Annotated in this window: 13 protein-coding genes; all 13 read left to right on the top strand. The window is 67.4% G+C overall.

Going from position 1 to position 15,877, the window contains the following annotated elements; all coding sequences use genetic code 11:
- Positions 1-5 precede the first annotated feature (5 nt).
- The 13 genes from GONAM_RS09385 to nuoN are packed head-to-tail and all read left to right on the top strand — an operon-like array spanning position 6 to position 15,829.
- Complete coding sequence (locus tag GONAM_RS09385; RefSeq protein ID WP_006866513.1) at positions 6-413, top strand: NADH-quinone oxidoreductase subunit A; 408 nt, start codon at positions 6-8, stop codon at positions 411-413.
- A 39-nt stretch (positions 414-452) separates the two neighbouring features.
- Positions 453-1,007, top strand: coding sequence for a NuoB/complex I 20 kDa subunit family protein (locus tag GONAM_RS09380; RefSeq protein ID WP_006866512.1), 555 nt, complete (start codon positions 453-455; stop codon positions 1,005-1,007).
- Positions 1,004-1,693, top strand: coding sequence for an NADH-quinone oxidoreductase subunit C (locus GONAM_RS09375; RefSeq protein ID WP_006866511.1), 690 nt, complete (start codon positions 1,004-1,006; stop codon positions 1,691-1,693). The genes GONAM_RS09380 and GONAM_RS09375 overlap by 4 nt, the downstream gene beginning before the upstream one ends.
- Positions 1,693-3,057, top strand: coding sequence for an NADH dehydrogenase (quinone) subunit D (gene nuoD, locus GONAM_RS09370; RefSeq protein ID WP_083876402.1), 1,365 nt, complete (start codon positions 1,693-1,695; stop codon positions 3,055-3,057). Before GONAM_RS09375 ends, nuoD begins: the two co-directional genes overlap by 1 nt.
- Complete coding sequence (nuoF, locus tag GONAM_RS09365; protein ID WP_006866509.1) at positions 3,054-5,102, top strand: NADH-quinone oxidoreductase subunit NuoF; 2,049 nt, start codon at positions 3,054-3,056, stop codon at positions 5,100-5,102. The genes nuoD and nuoF overlap by 4 nt, the downstream gene beginning before the upstream one ends.
- Positions 5,099-7,510, top strand: a complete 2,412-nt coding sequence (locus GONAM_RS09360; protein WP_006866508.1) for an NADH-quinone oxidoreductase subunit G — start codon at positions 5,099-5,101, stop codon at positions 7,508-7,510. The genes nuoF and GONAM_RS09360 overlap by 4 nt, the downstream gene beginning before the upstream one ends.
- A complete protein-coding gene (gene nuoH / locus GONAM_RS09355; RefSeq protein WP_006866507.1) occupies positions 7,507-8,841 on the top strand; it encodes an NADH-quinone oxidoreductase subunit NuoH in 1,335 nt (444 codons plus the stop codon). The genes GONAM_RS09360 and nuoH overlap by 4 nt, the downstream gene beginning before the upstream one ends.
- The gene (gene nuoI / locus GONAM_RS09350) at positions 8,834-9,403 is read left to right on the top strand and encodes an NADH-quinone oxidoreductase subunit NuoI (protein ID WP_006866506.1); all 570 of its coding nucleotides are present in this window, start codon (positions 8,834-8,836) and stop codon (positions 9,401-9,403) included. The genes nuoH and nuoI overlap by 8 nt, the downstream gene beginning before the upstream one ends.
- Positions 9,400-10,215 carry an NADH-quinone oxidoreductase subunit J gene (locus GONAM_RS09345; protein WP_006866505.1) on the top strand — a complete coding sequence of 272 codons (816 nt, stop codon included), beginning with the start codon at positions 9,400-9,402 and terminating at the stop codon, positions 10,213-10,215. The genes nuoI and GONAM_RS09345 overlap by 4 nt, the downstream gene beginning before the upstream one ends.
- Entirely contained in the window at positions 10,212-10,511 is a 300-nt protein-coding gene (gene nuoK, locus GONAM_RS09340) for an NADH-quinone oxidoreductase subunit NuoK (RefSeq protein ID WP_005200546.1), read from the top strand. Before GONAM_RS09345 ends, nuoK begins: the two co-directional genes overlap by 4 nt.
- A 10-nt stretch (positions 10,512-10,521) precedes the next feature.
- A complete protein-coding gene (gene nuoL / locus GONAM_RS09335; protein WP_006866504.1) occupies positions 10,522-12,435 on the top strand; it encodes an NADH-quinone oxidoreductase subunit L in 1,914 nt (637 codons plus the stop codon).
- The gene (locus GONAM_RS09330) at positions 12,432-14,069 is read left to right on the top strand and encodes an NADH-quinone oxidoreductase subunit M (RefSeq protein ID WP_006866503.1); all 1,638 of its coding nucleotides are present in this window, start codon (positions 12,432-12,434) and stop codon (positions 14,067-14,069) included. Before nuoL ends, GONAM_RS09330 begins: the two co-directional genes overlap by 4 nt.
- Positions 14,066-15,829, top strand: coding sequence for an NADH-quinone oxidoreductase subunit NuoN (nuoN, locus tag GONAM_RS09325; RefSeq protein ID WP_006866502.1), 1,764 nt, complete (start codon positions 14,066-14,068; stop codon positions 15,827-15,829). Before GONAM_RS09330 ends, nuoN begins: the two co-directional genes overlap by 4 nt.
- Positions 15,830-15,877: the final 48 nt, after the last annotated feature.

The raw sequence follows: 15,877 nt of genomic DNA, 5'->3' as shown, positions 1-15,877 counted from the left end.
ACGCTTTGAACGCCTACGTCCCGATCATGATCCTCGGGGCAATCGGCGTGGCGTTTGCCGTTTTCAGCGTCTTCATCGGCGTCGCGATCGGCCCGAAACGGTACAACCGCGCCAAACTCGAGGCGTACGAGTGTGGCATCGAGCCGGTCGGCCAGAGCCTCCTGACTCCTGCCTCCCGCCGCGGGGGCGAGGGCCCCACGTTCAGCGGCCCGGTCCAGCGGGTGCCGGTCAAGTACTACCTCACCGCGATGCTGTTCATCATCTTCGACATCGAGATCGTCTTCCTCTACCCCTGGGCCGTCGCCTTCGACTCCTTCGGCTGGTTCGGCCTCGCGGCCATGCTCTTGTTCATCGTCAATGTCTCCGTTGCCTACGCCTATGAATGGCGTCGCGGCGGACTGAGCTGGGACTGAGGACTTTTCAACCGGTAACCGTCTGCAAGGAGGTCAGTCATGGGACTCGAGGAGAAACTCCCCAGCGGTTTCCTGCTGAGCACCGTCGAGGATCTCGCCGGTTTCATGCGCAAGGGTTCGCTGTGGCCGGCCACCTTCGGACTCGCCTGCTGCGCAATCGAGATGATGTCCACGACGTCGGGTCGCTACGACCTCGCCCGATTCGGCATGGAGGCGTTCCGGGCGTCTCCACGGCAGGCTGACCTGATGATCGTCGCCGGCCGCGTGAGCCAGAAGATGGCCCCGGTGCTCCGGCAGATCTACGACCAGATGGTCGAACCCAAATGGGTTCTGGCAATGGGGGTCTGCGCCTCGTCCGGCGGGATGTTCAACAACTACGCGATCGTCCAGGGCGTCGACCACGTCGTGCCGGTCGACATCTATCTCCCGGGTTGCCCTCCCCGACCAGAGATGTTGCTGAACGCGATCCTCAAGCTGCACGAGAAGATCCAGGAGATGCCGCTCGGGGTGAACCGCGAGGAGGCCATCTGGGCGGTGGAACGCGCTGCCCTGCAGGCCACTCCGACCATCGAGATGAAGGGGTTGCTGCGATGACCGACCTCGGCATGCCCGACCCGAAACCGCCCGATCCCGAGGTCATCGGCGTCCGGCACGGACTGTTCGGCGCACCGGGCACCGGTGACACTTCTGGATACGGCGGTCTGATCGATCCGATCACCTTGCCGCCCAGCTCTTCTCGACCTTATGGCAGCTACTTCGACGAGGTCGCCGATCTTTTGCAGGCCGAACTCGGAGAGTCCTACGACGCGGCGGTGGAGAAGGTGGTCGTCTTCCGCGACGAGATGACCATCCACGTCGCGCGGGAACACCTCCGCACGGTTGCGCTGACCCTGCGCAACGCACCCGCGTTGCGCTTCGAACTGTGCCTGGGCGTCAACGGGGTCCACTATCCCGGGGACGCCGACCGGGAACTGCACGCCGTTTATCCCCTCGCCTCCCTGACCCACAACCGGCGCGTGCGCCTCGAGGTGTCGGCGCCCGACACCGATCCGCACATCCCGAGCATCTGCGACATCCACCCCACCAACGACTGGCACGAACGCGAGACCTACGACTTCTTCGGCATCGTCTTCGACGGCCACCGTTCGCTGACCCGCATCGAGATGCCCGACGACTGGGAGGGCCATCCGCAGCGCAAGGACTACCCGCTCGGCGGAGTACCCATCGAGTACAAGGGAACCCGCGTCGACCCACCGGACCGGAGGAGGTCGTACAGCTGATGACCGACACAGCCACCGGATCGTCGAAATCCCGCGCCGCGACGCCCCGCGAGGAGGAGACCCCGACCCGCACCTACACCGTCTCCGGACAGGACTGGGACTCCATCGTCTCCGACGTCCGCACTCGCGCCGAACAGCAACCCGGCGACGAACGCATCGTCGTGAACATGGGTCCCCAGCACCCGTCGACCCACGGCGTGCTCCGCCTCATCCTGGAGATCGAGGGCGAGACGGTCACCGAGGCGCGCTGCGGAATCGGCTACCTGCACACCGGGATCGAGAAGAACCTCGAGTACCGCAACTGGACGCAGGGCGTCACGTTCGTGACTCGGATGGACTATCTGTCGCCGTTCTTCAACGAGACCGCCTACTGCCTGGGCGTCGAGAAGCTCCTCGGGATCACCGACGACGTCCCCGAACGGGCCACCGTCATCCGCGTCATGCTGATGGAGCTGAACCGGATCAGCAGCCATCTCGTGGCCCTGGCCACCGGCGGAATGGAGCTCGGTGCCGTCACCGCGATGTTCCTCGGCTTCCGCGAACGGGAACTGATCCTCGACCTCTTCGAACTCATCACCGGCCTGCGGATGAACCACGCCTACATCCGACCGGGTGGCGTCGCGCAGGATCTGCCGCCCGACGGGCCGGAACAGGTGGCCGAGGTCATCGCCCAGCTACCCGGTCGCCTGGACGAGCTCGGAGACCTGCTGAACGACAACTACATCTGGAAGGCGCGCACCCAGAACGTCGGATACCTCGACCTGACGGGTTGCATGGCTCTCGGCATCACCGGACCGGTGTTGCGGTCCACCGGTTATCCGCACGATCTGCGAAAGACGCAGCCGTACTGCGGGTACGAGACCTATGATTTCGACGTCATCACCGCCGACACCTGTGACTCGTACGGCCGCTACCTGATCCGCGTCAAGGAGATGCGCGAGTCGATCCGCATCGTCGAACAGTGCCTCGAGAGGCTCCGGCCCGGTCCGGTCATGGTCGCCGACCGCAAGCTGGCCTGGCCGGCCGATCTGGCCCTCGGCCCCGACGGTCTCGGCAACTCCCCCGAGCACATCGCCCGGATCATGGGGACGTCGATGGAGGCGCTGATCCATCACTTCAAGCTGGTCACCGAGGGCATGCGGGTACCGGCCGGGCAGTGCTACGTCGCGGTCGAGTCCCCGCGCGGTGAGCTCGGTGTCCACATGGTCAGCGACGGCGGCACCCGGCCCTATCGGGTCCACTTCCGCGATCCGTCGTTCACGAATCTGCAAGCGGTGGCCGCGATGTGTGAGGGCGGCATGGTCGCCGACGTCATCACGGCCGTCGCCAGTATCGACCCGGTGATGGGAGGCGTGGACCGATGACCGATCCCGTGTTCGTGGAGCTGTCCACCTCGCCGCCCACCGAAGACGCCGCGCCGGCCCAGGGCATCCCGGCGCCGACCATCACCTTCGGCGGCCCCTCCGCCTACCCGGCCGAGGTCACCGAACGCCTCGCCGAGCAGGCGACGCCGATCATCGCGCGCTACCCACAGTCGCGGTCGGCCCTTCTCCCCCTGCTCCATCTGGTGCAGTCCGAGGACGGATACATCACCCGCGCGGGCATCGAGTTCTGCGCGGCGCAGCTCGATCTGACCGCCGCCCAGGTCGCTTCGGTGGCCACCTTCTACTCGATGTACCGCCGATCGCCGACCGGCGAGTACCTCGTCGGGGTCTGCACCAACACGCTCTGCGCCACCCTCGGCGGCGACGACATCCTCCGCGCGGTCTGCGACCACCTCGGTGTTCGCCCCGGTGACACCACCGCCGACGAACGCATCACGGTGGAACACGTCGAGTGCAACGCCGCGTGTGATTTCGCACCGGTGGTGATGGTGAACTGGGAGTTCTTCGACAACCAGACCCCGGAGTCGACGATCGAACTGATCGAGGACCTCCGTGCCGGCGTCTCGGTCGAACCCGCCCGCGGCACCGGGCGCGTGTGCTCCTTCCGCCAGACCGAGCTCGAACTCGCCGGGGCCGCACCCTCGTCGGCCGATCCCCTTCTGCCGGCTGACCAGGCGACGAGCGAACCTGCCGAACCCGACCCACCGGAACCCCCCGTGCTGTCCCGGCACTGGGACGAGCCCGAGTCCTGGTCTCTACAGAACTACTTGCGCCACAACGGGTACCGCGGCCTGCGGACCGCGCTCGACACCCCGCCCGACGACGTCATCGAGATGGTGAAGGCCTCCGGGTTGCGGGGACGCGGCGGCGCCGGCTTCCCGGTCGGCATGAAGTGGTCGTTCATCCCGCAGGAGAAGTCCGGTGTCGAGCCGTCGATCGCGCATTACCTCGTGGTCAACGCCGACGAATCCGAACCCGGCACCTGCAAGGACATGCCCCTCATGCTCGTGACGCCGCACACCCTCGTCGAGGGGGTCATCATCGCGGCGTATGCGATCCGCGCACACCACGCGTTCATCTACGTCCGCGGGGAGGTCGCCTCGGTCCTGCGACGGCTGCGTGCCGCCGTGGACGAGGCTTATGCCGCAGGCTATCTCGGGAAGAACATCCTGGGCTCGGGCTTCGACCTCGACCTGGTGGTGCACGCCGGGGCGGGCGCCTACATCTGCGGCGAGGAGACGGCGCTGCTCGACTCACTCGAGGGTCGTCGGGGCCAGCCGCGCCTCCGCCCGCCCTTCCCGGCGGTCGCCGGCCTCTACGCGAGCCCGACCGTGGTCAACAACGTCGAATCCATCGCCAGCGTGCCGTCGATCATCCGGAACGGCGTCGACTGGTTCCGGTCGATGGGCACCGAGAAGTCGCCGGGGTTCACCTTGTACTCCCTGTCCGGCCACGTCACCCATCCCGGTCAGTACGAGGCGCCGCTCGGGATCACCCTGCGGCAACTCCTCGAACGCGCCGGCGGTGTCCGCGCCGGGCACGAACTCAAGTTCTGGACCCCGGGCGGATCGTCGACGCCGCTGCTGACACCGGAGCATCTCGACGTCCCCCTCGACTACGAAGGGGTCGGCGCCGCGGGATCGATGTTGGGCACCAAGGCTCTTCAGATCTTCGACGAGACGACCTGCGTCGTCGGTGCGGTGCTGCGCTGGACCGAGTTCTACGCGCACGAGTCGTGCGGTAAGTGCACGCCGTGCCGGGAGGGCACCTACTGGCTGGTGCAGCTGCTCCATCGGCTCGAGCACGAGGGCGGCACCGCCGCCGACCTCGACACCCTTTCCGACGTCACCAACAGCATCGTCGGGAAGTCGTTCTGCGCGCTCGGCGACGGCGCGGGAAGCCCGATCGTGTCGTCGCTGCAGTACTTCCGAGACGAATACCTCGCCCACCTCGATCACGGTTGCCCGTTCGACCACTCGCTGTCGACCGTCCTGGGTTCCGAGCCGACGGGAGATGCCCGATGACCCTCACCCACGGCAGTGATCCGACGACCCAGGCCGACAATCTCGTGGGCATCACCATCGACGGCGTCGAGCTGCGGGTGCCGAAGGGCACCTTGCTGATCCGCGCTGCCGAGCAGATCGGGATCACCATCCCCCGCTTCTGCGATCACCCGTTGCTCGACCCGGTCGGCGCCTGCCGCCAGTGCCTCGTGGAGGTCGAGGGCCAGCGGAAGCCCCTGGCGTCGTGCACCACCACGGCCACCGACGGGATGGTGGTCCGGACCCAACTCAGTTCGCAGATCGCCGCGGATGCGCAGCGCGGCGTGATGGAGCTGCTGCTGATCAACCATCCGCTCGACTGTCCGGTGTGCGACAAGGGCGGTGAGTGCCCGCTGCAGAACCAGGCCATGTCGGCCGGTCGCAGCGAGTCCCGGTTCGACGGCGTCAAACGCACGTTCACCAAGCCGGTCCCGCTGTCGTCGGAGGTTCTGCTCGACCGCGAGCGATGCGTCCTCTGTGCCCGGTGCACGCGCTTCTCCACGCAGGTCGCCGGCGATCCGCTCATCGAGCTGGCGGATCGTGGTGCGCTGCAGCAGGTCAGCATCTATGAGGACGAACCGTTCGACTCGTACTTCTCCGGCAACACCGTCCAGATCTGTCCGGTCGGCGCGCTGACCGGTGCCCAGTATCGTTTCCGTGCACGGCCTTTCGATCTCGTCTCGACGCCGAGTGTCTGTGAGCACTGTGCGAGCGGATGCGCCCAGCGCACCGACCATCGGCGCGGCAAAGTGCTCCGACGCCTCGCCGGGGACGACCCCGAGGTCAATTCCGAGTGGAACTGTGACAAGGGGCGGTGGGCTTTCGCGTACGCGACCGAGTCCGACCGCCTGACCTCTCCATTGGTCCGCGACCGGCACGGTGAACTGCGGGAGGCGTCGTGGGCCGACGCCATCCGCGTTGCCGCCGAGGGAATCTCGGCGGCCAGTGGGCATGTCGGTGTGTTGGCCGGTGGACGCCTCACCGTGGAGGACGCCTACGCCTACGCACGGTTCGCCCGCACGGTGCTGAAGACGGACGACATCGATTTCCGCGCCCGCGTCCACAGCACCGAGGAGGCGTCCTTCCTCGCCGCCCGGGTGGCCGGACGAGGTCTCGAGACCACCTATGGCGACCTGTCCGACGCACCGGCGGTACTCCTCGCGGGTTTCGAACCCGAGGAGGAATCCCCGATCGTCTTCCTCCGTCTTCGCCGGGCGGTGCGGACGAACCGGCAGCGGGTGGCCACCGTGGCCCCGTTCGCGAGCCGCGGGGCGCAGAAACTCGATGCTCGACTGTTCCCCGTCGCGCCGGGCGCCGAGCCGGAGATCCTCGCCTCCGACGAGGTGGCCGACCATCTGGGCGAAGCGGGTTCGGTCATCGTCGTCGGGGAGCGACTGGCCGGCGTCCCGGGTGGCCTGCAGGCCGCCGCCGACCTCGCCGACCGCACGGGCGCCCGCCTCGCCTGGATCCCGCGGCGTGCGGGGGAGCGGGGCGCACTCGAGGTCGGCGCTCTCGCCGGGTTGTTGCCGGGCGGACGGTCGATCACCGACACCGCGGCGCGCGACGCTGTTTCGGAGGTGTGGGGTCCTGGCATCCCGACCCTGCCCGGTCGCGACACCACCGGCATCCTCGACGCGGCCCGCTACCACGGGCTGTCACTGATCGTCGCAGGCGTCGACCTCGACGATCTCCCCGATCCCGCGGCTGCGCGCGACGCACTCGCCGCCGCACCCTTCGTCGTGAGTCTCGAACAGCGGCACTCGACGGTGACCCCGCACGCCGACGTGGTGTTCCCGGTGGCGACGGTCGCCGAGAAGGAGGGCACGTTCGTCGACTGGGAGGGCCGTCCGCGCAGCTTCACCGCCGCGCTGACCGAGTCCGGACACGTTCCCGACCATCGGGTACTGGATGCGCTCGCACGGCGTCTCGGCGTCGACCTGCGCTGTGATGGGCCGCAGACCATCCATATGGATCTGCGCCGCATCGGAGCGTGGGCAGGTGAGCGCCCGGCCGTCGTCGCTCATGAACGTTCCCAGCGCGCACCGGCGGCCGGTCAGGCCGTCCTGGCCACCTGGCACCTGCTGCTCGACCTCGGACGTCTGCAGGACGGCGAGCCGCACCTCGCCGGGACCGCACGTCCGCCGGTGGCACGGATGTCGCCGACGACCGCCGCCGAGGCCGGCGTCGCGGTCGGCGGGCGGGTCCGGATCAGCACCGCCGACGGCGAGATCGCCTTGCCCGTCGAGTATGCCGACATGCCCGACCGCGTCGTGTGGGTTCCGCTCAACTCCCCCGGTTCCCGAGTGCACGCCGACCTCCGGGCCCGCGCGGGTGATCTCGTCGCGCTGGCGCCGGCCTCGTCGGCGGATGTCGCGGGAGGTGTGCGATGACCGCTCTCGCCATCGACTACCCCGACCTCGCCGACTTCGGCCACGACCCCATCTGGCTCGTCGTCGTCAAGGCGGTCGCCGTCTTCGCGTTCCTCGTCGTCAACCCGTTGGTCGCGATCCTGCTCGAGCGCAAGATCATGGCGCGCATGCAGTCCCGGATCGGGCCGAACCGCGTCGGGCCCCGCGGAATCCTCCAGAGTCTCGCCGACGGTGTGAAACTCGCACTGAAGGAAGGCATCATCCCGTCCGGCGTCGACAAGGTGATCTACCTCCTGGCGCCGATCATCGCGGTCGTCCCCGCGGTGATGGCGTTCGCGGTGATCCCGTTCGGACCGATGGTGTCGGTGTTCGGTCACCAAACCCCGTTGCAGCTCACCGATCTGCCGGTCGGGGTGCTCTACGTCCTGGCCGTGACCTCGGTCGGCGTGTACGGGATCGTGCTGGCCGGTTGGTCGTCCGGTTCGACCTATCCCCTCCTGGGCGGACTCCGCTCCACCGCCCAGGTGATCTCCTACGAGATCGCGATGGGCCTCACCTTCGCCGCGGTGTTCCTCGACGCCGGGACGATGTCGACCTCGGGAATCGTTGCGGCGCAGGAGCACCACTGGTACTTCCTCCTGCTGCTGCCGTCGTTCGTGATCTACGCGATCTCGATGGTCGGTGAAACGAACCGTGCCCCGTTCGACCTGCCGGAGGCCGAGGGCGAGCTGGTCGGCGGTTTTCACACCGAGTACTCATCGCTGAAGTTCGCGATGTTCATGCTGGCCGAGTACATCAACATGGTGACGGTCTCCGCCCTGGCCACCACGATGTTCCTGGGCGGCTGGCAGGCGCCGTGGCCGCTGAGCGCCTTCGACTGGGCGAACTCCGGGTGGTGGCCCATCCTCTGGTTCACCATCAAGGTCTGGGCGTTCCTGTTCGTGTTCATCTGGCTCCGGACGAGCCTGCCGCGGTTGCGTTACGACCAGTTCATGAACCTGGGCTGGAAGGTGCTCATCCCGATCTCGCTGACATGGGTGATGGTCGTGGCGATCATCCGCGCCTCCATCGGCGGCGACGACGCCGGCCTCATCCGGGCACTCGTCTCGGCGGGCGCCGGTCTCGCCGTGACCGCACTCATCGGCTACGCGATCTGGCGGATGATGCGGGTACCGGATGTGCCGGACGCCTCGTCCGAACCACAGAGCCCGGCCGAGTTCGACCCCATGGCCGGCGGCTTCCCCGTGCCGCCGATGCCCTCGACGGATTCGAGATCCCAGCCCGTCCGGATCGATCCCGAGCCGCCCCTTCCCGCCGAAGAGAAGCCGAGCAGGGAGACCACCGATGCCTGATTTCCTCAAGCCGGTCAGTGGATTACGCGTCACCTTCGGTGGCATGTTCCAGCCGAGCATCACCGAGCAGTATCCCGAGGAGAAACGGCCGACCGCGCCCCGCTATCACGGCCGGCACCAACTGAACCGTCATCCCGACGGGCTGGAGAAGTGCATCGGCTGTGAGCTCTGTGCGTGGGCCTGCCCCGCCGACGCCATCTACGTCGAGGGAGCCGACAACACGCCGGACGAACGGTATTCGCCCGGTGAGCGATACGGCCGCGTCTATCAAATCAACTACCTGCGTTGCATCGGGTGCGGACTCTGCATCGAAGCCTGCCCGACCCGTGCGCTGACGATGACCAACGACTACGAGCTCGCCGACGACAACCGCGCCGACCTCATATACGAGAAGGACCGGCTTCTGGCGCCTCTGCCACCGGGCGTCGAACCGCCGCCGCACGCCATGGCGCCCGGTTCGACCGAGGAGAACTACTACCGCGGCGAGATCACCTCCGACGGCCGGGTCACACCTCTCCCGACACCGACGGTGCGCGAGGGTGCCCGGGAGCCGCGACCATGACGCCCGGGCCGGTGACCGCGATCCTGGCCGACGAGGTGGTCCGCACCTCGACCGGTGAGGCCGTGCAGTTCTGGGTCCTCGGAGTGATCGCGGTGGCCGGCGCGCTCGGCGTCGTCTTCGCCACCAAGGCGGTCTACTCCGCGATCTTCCTGGCCACGACGATGATCGTGCTGGCGGTCTTCTACGTGGCGCAGGGTGCGGTGTTCCTCGGCGTCGTGCAGGTGGTCGTCTACACCGGCGCGGTGATGATGCTGTTCCTCTTCGTCCTCATGCTCATCGGCGTCGACTCCTCGGACTCCCTCAAAGAGACCCTGCGAGGGCAACGTGTCGCCGCGATGCTCATCGGTCTCGGCTTCGGCGTCCTGATGATCGCCGGCATCGGCAACGCCACCATCGCGGTCACCTCCGGCGCGACCGCGCCCGGCGCCCTCGCCGACGACACCAACTACGGCATCGAGGCCATCGCCGAACTCATCTTCGTCCGGTATCTGTGGGCCTTCGAGCTGACCGGTGCGCTCCTCATCGCCGCGACCCTCGGCGCGATGGTCCTGGCCCACCGCGAGAAGTTCGGTCCACGCCTCACCCAGAAGGAGCTGTCGCAGGCGCGATTCCGCACCGGCATCAACATCACCCCGCTCCCGAGTCCCGGTGTCTACGCCCGGCACAACGCGGTCGACGTCCCCGCACGACTCCCCGACGGCAGTCCATCCGATCTCTCGGTGAACGCCATCCTGGCCGCCCGCACCCTGCGCCAGAAGAACACGGAGGCCCCGGAGAACCCGGGAGGCCAGGATTCAGGGGGCCGCTCATGAACCCGGAGAACTACCTCTACCTCTCGGCACTGCTGTTCACCATCGGCGCCGCCGGAGTGCTGTTGCGACGCAACGCGATCGTCGTCTTCATGTGCATCGAGCTGATGCTCAACGCCGCGAACCTCGCCTTCGTCACGTTCGCCCGGATGAACCAGTCCTTCGACGGGCAGGTGATCGCCTTCTTCACGATGGTCGTCGCCGCGGCCGAGGTGGTCGTGGGTCTCGCCATCATCATGACCATCTTCCGATCGCGCCGCTCGGCGTCGGTCGACGACGCGGATCTGCTGAAGCGGTAGAGGAGGATTGGTGATCGCCGAACTGACCGCGTCACTGCTCTGGCTGGTGCCCGCACTACCGCTCGCCGGTGCGGTGATCCTCCTCCTCGGTGGTCGGACCACCGACCGCTGGGGCCACCTGCTCGGTACTGCCGCAGCGATCGCGTCGTTCGTGGTCGGGCTGGTGATGTTCGCCGGGATGGTGTCCCGTCCCGCCGATGACCGCGGGGTGACCGACACCCTCTTCAGTTGGGTTCCGGTCGGAGAACTGCAGGTGGACTTCGGTTTCCGCCTGGACCAGTTGTCGATGTGCTTCGTCCTGCTGATCACCGGCGTCGGATCGCTGATCCACGTCTACTCGATCGGCTACATGGCCGACGACCCCGATCGTCGACGGTTCTTCGGCTACCTCAACCTGTTTCTCGCGGCGATGCTCGTCCTCGTCCTCGCCGACAACTATCTCGGCCTGTACCTCGGCTGGGAGGGTGTCGGTCTGGCGTCGTATCTGCTGATCGGCTTCTGGCAGTTCAAACCGACCGCAGCGACCGCGGCCAAGAAGGCCTTCGTGGTCAACCGCGTCGGCGACATCGGGCTCGCCGTCGCCCTGATGATCATGTTCGCCACCTTCGGGTCGGTGGCGTTCACCGCGGTCTTCGACGGCGCCCCGCAGGCCGGCGAAGGAACCCTCACCGCACTGGGTTTCGTGCTCCTGCTCGCCGCCTGCGGCAAGTCTGCCCAGGTGCCGCTGCAGTCGTGGCTCGGCGACGCCATGGAGGGTCCGACCCCGGTGTCCGCGCTGATCCACGCGGCCACGATGGTGACCGCAGGCGTTTACCTGATCGTGCGCTCCGGCCCGATCTTCGACCTGGCGCCCACCGCGCAGGTCGGGGTCGTGGTCGTCGGTGCCGTGACGCTGCTGTTCGGCGCGATCATCGGTTGCGCCAAGGACGACATCAAGAAGGCGCTCGCGGCGTCGACGATGAGCCAGATCGGTTACATGGTCCTCGCCGCCGGACTCGGCCCGGCCGGCTACGCATTCGCGATCCTGCACCTGCTCACCCACGGTTTCCTCAAGGCCGGCCTGTTCCTGGGCGCCGGATCGGTGATGCACGGGATGAATGACGAAACCGACATGCGACGGTACGGCGGACTCCGCACACTGATGCCCGTCACCTTCGTGACGTTCGGGGTCGGCTACCTCGCGATCATCGGCGTCCCACCATTCGCAGGCTTCTACTCCAAGGACCACATCATCGAGGCCGCCTTCGGGGCGGGTGGTGCGAAGGGCCTGGTCCTCGGCGGTGCAGCGCTTCTCGGCGCGGGCATCACCGCCTTCTACATGACCCGCGTGATGCTGCTGACGTTCTTCGGCGAGAAGCGCTGGCACGACGGCACCGACGCCCCAGCGCCGCATCCGCACGAGTCACCCCGGGTGATGACCGGGCCGATGGTCCTCATCGCGCTGGGTTCGGTGGTCTCCGGCGGACTGCTCGCGATCGGCGGTTCACTCGAGCACTGGCTCGAACCCGTGGTCGGCGAGCACACCGCCCACCACCTGATCCCGGTGTGGGCGATGACCGCGATCATTCTCGTCGTCGTCGCGGCCGGCGTCGCGGTCGCCTACCGGCAGTACGCCACCCGGCCCGTCCCCGCCATCGCACCCGACGACGTGTCGGTGCTGACCGTCGCGGCACGACGTGATCTGTACGGCGACGCGATCAACGAAGAGTTGCTGATGCGACCCGGACAGCGGATCACGGCCGGCCTCGTCGCGGTGGAGTCCGACGGCGTCGACGGGTTGACGAGCGGGGTCGGGGAAACCGTGACCCGCACGTCGCGTCGAATACGTGGCTGGCAGAACGGTTATGTGCGGTCCTACGCACTGTCGATGTTCGCCGGGACGACCCTGATCGTCGCACTCGTGATGGCGGTGAACGTGCTGTGAACATCCCCTGGCTGACGATCCTTTGGCTGGCCCCCGCGGTGGGCGCGGCTCTCGTCCTCGCCATCCCGGTCAATCGGCCCGCGGCGGCACGCTGGTTCGCCTTCGCGATCACCGTCGGCGTCCTCGTCCTGGCCGTCGGCCTCGCGGTCGGTTTCGATCCCGCCGGCGAGCGCTACCAATTCACCGAGAACGTGAGCTGGATTCCGGCCCTGGGAACCCGATATGCGTTGGGACTGGACGGAATCGGGTTGGTCCTCATCCTGCTGACCGCCGCTCTCCTGCCGTTGCTCCTGCTCGCCGGTTGGCACGACGCCGACTCCGACGGGTCCCTGGATCACTCAGGCGGACGGGCGCAGAAGGGCCCGCACATCTACCTCGCACTGTTCCTCGCCACCGAGGCGATGGTGCTGATGAGCTTCGTCGCTCTGGACATCCTGCTCTTCTACATCTTCTTCGAGGCCATGCTCATCCCGATGTACTTCCTCATCGGCGGCTTCGGTACCGGCCCCAACCGCTCCGGCGCGGCGGTGAAGTTCCTGCTGTACAACCTGTTCGGCGGTCTGCTGTTACTGGCCGCGGTGATCGGCCTGTACGTGGTGTCCGCGCAGAACGGTGTCGGCGCAGACGGCGGTGGGACCTTCGCGCTCGGCGACATCGTGGCCGCGGTGTCGAGCGGTCAGATCGACGACACCACCGGCCTGGCGAAACTGCTGTTCCTCGGCTTCATGTTCGCGTTCGCGGTCAAAGCCCCGCTGTGGCCGCTGCATTCGTGGCTCCCCGATGCCGCGGTTGCCGCCACCCCGACATCGGCGGTGCTGATGATGGCCGTCATCGACAAGGTCGGGACCTTCGCGATGCTGCGGTTCTGCCTGCAGCTGTTCCCGGATGCGAGCCAGTATTTCGCTCCACTGATCTGCGGGCTCGCGGTCGTCAGCATCGTCTACGGCGCGGTCCTGGCCATCGGTCAGACCGACGTCATGCGCCTGATCGCCTACACGTCGATCTCCCACTTCGGTTTCATCATTCTGGGCATCTTCGTGATGACCGATCAGGGCCAGACCGGTTCGGCGCTGTACATGGTCAATCACGGACTCTCCACCGCCGCACTGTTCCTCATCGCCGGGTTCCTGGTGTCGCGGCGGGGTAGCCGCCTGATCGCCGACTACGGCGGTGTCCAGAAGGTCGCCCCGGTCCTTGCCGGGACCTTCCTCGTCGCGGGTCTCGCCACCCTCTCACTACCCGGTCTCGCCCCGTTCATCAGCGAGTTCCTGGTCCTCATCGGCACATTCACGCGCTATCCGATCGCCGCTGTCCTCGCGTGTTCGGCCCTGGTGCTCTCCGCCATCTACATCCTGTGGACCTACCAGCGGATGATGGGCGGGCCGGCGAGGTCCGACGACGAGCAGCGGTCGCCGATACGCGACCTCGCTGGTCGCGAACTGGCCGTCGTCGTACCGCTGCTCGCCCTGCTCATCGCCCTGGGTGTGTATCCGAAACCGATGATCGAGCTGATCGATCCAGCCGTGCAGAGCACGTTGACCACGGTCGGGGTCACCGATCCCGAACCCGCGGTCGCGGACCCCGCCCATGGCCGGCCCGCCGGCGCGACCACCGATGCGGAGGCCCACCGATGACCACCTCTCTCGTCACGACCCCGCTGGCCGCGATCGAGGCCCCGAGCGTCGAGTACGCGGCGCTGTCCCCCATGCTGATCGTGTTCGGTGCGGGAGTCATCGGGGTCCTCGTCGAGGCCTTCGCCCCGCGCCGGGTGAGGTACTCACTGCAACTGGCACTTTCGCTGGGCGGGCTCGTCGTCGCTCTTGCGGCGTTGGCCACCGTCACGGCCGGGCAGACAACAGACGGCGCGAACGGCCAGTTCGCGATGTCGGGGGCCGTCGTGATGGACCGCCCGACGTTGTATCTTCAGGGCCTCCTGCTGATCATCGCGATCGTCGCGGTCGGGTTCATGGCCGAACGGCGACTCGAACGGGTCGTCGCGCCGGTCACCATGCGCACCCTGGCCGGCGCCGGGGTCGGCGACGATCAGTCCGGCAGAACAGGTCTCAACGGCGGTGGTGTCGACGCGGACATGTTCACCCCGTCCGGCGCGTCCGTGCCCAACACCGACGCCGAGTTCGAGGCGACCCGAGCCGGTGCCGTGACAACCGAGGTGTTCCCGCTGGCCCTGCTCGCGGTCGGCGGCATGATGCTGTTCCCCGCGTGCGGCGATCTACTCACCATGTTCATTGCGCTGGAGGTCTTCTCGCTGCCGCTCTATCTGCTGTGCGGACTGGCGCGGCGTCGTCGGCTGATCTCGCAGGAAGCATCGCTGAAGTACTTCCTGCTGGGCGCCTTCTCGTCGGCCTTCTTCTTGTTCGGTGCCGCGTTCGTCTACGGCGCGACGGGGTCGCTGAACCTGTCGACGATCGGGGCGTCGATCACCGACGTCGCCGGGACCGGCGGGGACACCACGCTGGCACTGATCGGTCTTGCCATGCTGGCGGTCGGCCTTTTGTTCAAAGTCGGGGCGGTGCCGTTCCATTCGTGGATTCCCGACGTCTACCAGGGTGCCCCGACCCCGGTCACCGCGTTCATGGCCTCGGCCACCAAGGTCGCCGCGTTCGGCGCGCTGCTCCGCGTCTTCTACGTCGGTTTCGGTGCGCTGCGCGACCAGTGGGCGCCGGCGCTGTGGGCGGTCGCGATCGCGTCGATGGTCATCGCGTCGGTGATGGCCGTGACCCAGAACGACGTGAAGCGGATGCTCGCCTATTCGTCGATCGCGCACGCCGGTTTCATCCTGCTCGGTCTGATCGCCTTCGACGACGCAGGCCTCGGCGCGACCCTCTTCTACCTGGCGGCCTACGCGTTCACCACGCTCGGCGCCTTCGCGATGGTGGCGGTCATCCGGGAACCCGATACGGACACGAGTACATCGGCACGCACCGCCGCGATCCACGGCGCCGCGGCGACGGTCCGCAATCCGCACCTGTCCGGCCGCGAGGCCACCGACCTCACCCAGTGGTCGGGTCTGGGCCGGCGGTATCCCTTGGTCGGCGCCATGTTCGCGGTCTACCTGCTGTCCTTCGCAGGCATCCCGCTGACCAGCGGCTTCATCGCCAAGTTCGACGTCTTCGCCGCGGTTGCCGGCAACGGTGGTGGAGCCCTGGTGGTCATCGGCGTCATCAGCAGCGCGATCGCCGCCTATGTCTACATCCGCATCATCGTCGCCATGTTCTTCGACGACGTCCCCACCCGCGACGCACCGCACGTCGTGAAGCCGAGCATCCTCACCACCACGGGCATCGCCCTGTGCACGCTCGTCACCGTCGTGCTCGGCGTCTTCCCGCAACCGCTCCTCGATCTCGCCGACGCCGCCGCGACCTTCCTCCGCTGACCGGCTACGCAAAACCCACCCTTTTTCGCCACTTCCACCACCCCGCGA

Origin of the sequence: Gordonia namibiensis NBRC 108229, assembly GCF_000298235.1 — a bacterium.
GTDB classification, from domain to species: Bacteria; Actinomycetota; Actinomycetes; order Mycobacteriales; family Mycobacteriaceae; genus Gordonia; species Gordonia namibiensis.
Note: the sequence above shows the minus strand (reverse complement) of the source record. Positions and strands in the feature narration are given on the sequence as shown.

Bases quoted from the DNA above. Each gene is read 5' to 3' on its own strand.
- nuoN (WP_006866502.1), top strand. From the start codon at position 14,066: ATGACCACCTCTCTCGTCACGACCCCGCTGGCCGCGATCGAGGCCCCG.
- nuoI (WP_006866506.1), top strand. From the start codon at position 8,834: ATGCCTGATTTCCTCAAGCCGGTCAGTGGATTACGCGTCACCTTCGGT.
- nuoD (WP_083876402.1), top strand. From the start codon at position 1,693: ATGACCGACACAGCCACCGGATCGTCGAAATCCCGCGCCGCGACGCCC.
- GONAM_RS09360 (WP_006866508.1), top strand. From the start codon at position 5,099: ATGACCCTCACCCACGGCAGTGATCCGACGACCCAGGCCGACAATCTC.
- nuoF (WP_006866509.1), top strand. From the start codon at position 3,054: ATGACCGATCCCGTGTTCGTGGAGCTGTCCACCTCGCCGCCCACCGAA.
- GONAM_RS09375 (WP_006866511.1), top strand. From the start codon at position 1,004: ATGACCGACCTCGGCATGCCCGACCCGAAACCGCCCGATCCCGAGGTC.
- nuoK (WP_005200546.1), top strand. From the start codon at position 10,212: ATGAACCCGGAGAACTACCTCTACCTCTCGGCACTGCTGTTCACCATC.
- nuoH (WP_006866507.1), top strand. From the start codon at position 7,507: ATGACCGCTCTCGCCATCGACTACCCCGACCTCGCCGACTTCGGCCAC.
- GONAM_RS09345 (WP_006866505.1), top strand. From the start codon at position 9,400: ATGACGCCCGGGCCGGTGACCGCGATCCTGGCCGACGAGGTGGTCCGC.
- GONAM_RS09380 (WP_006866512.1), top strand. From the start codon at position 453: ATGGGACTCGAGGAGAAACTCCCCAGCGGTTTCCTGCTGAGCACCGTC.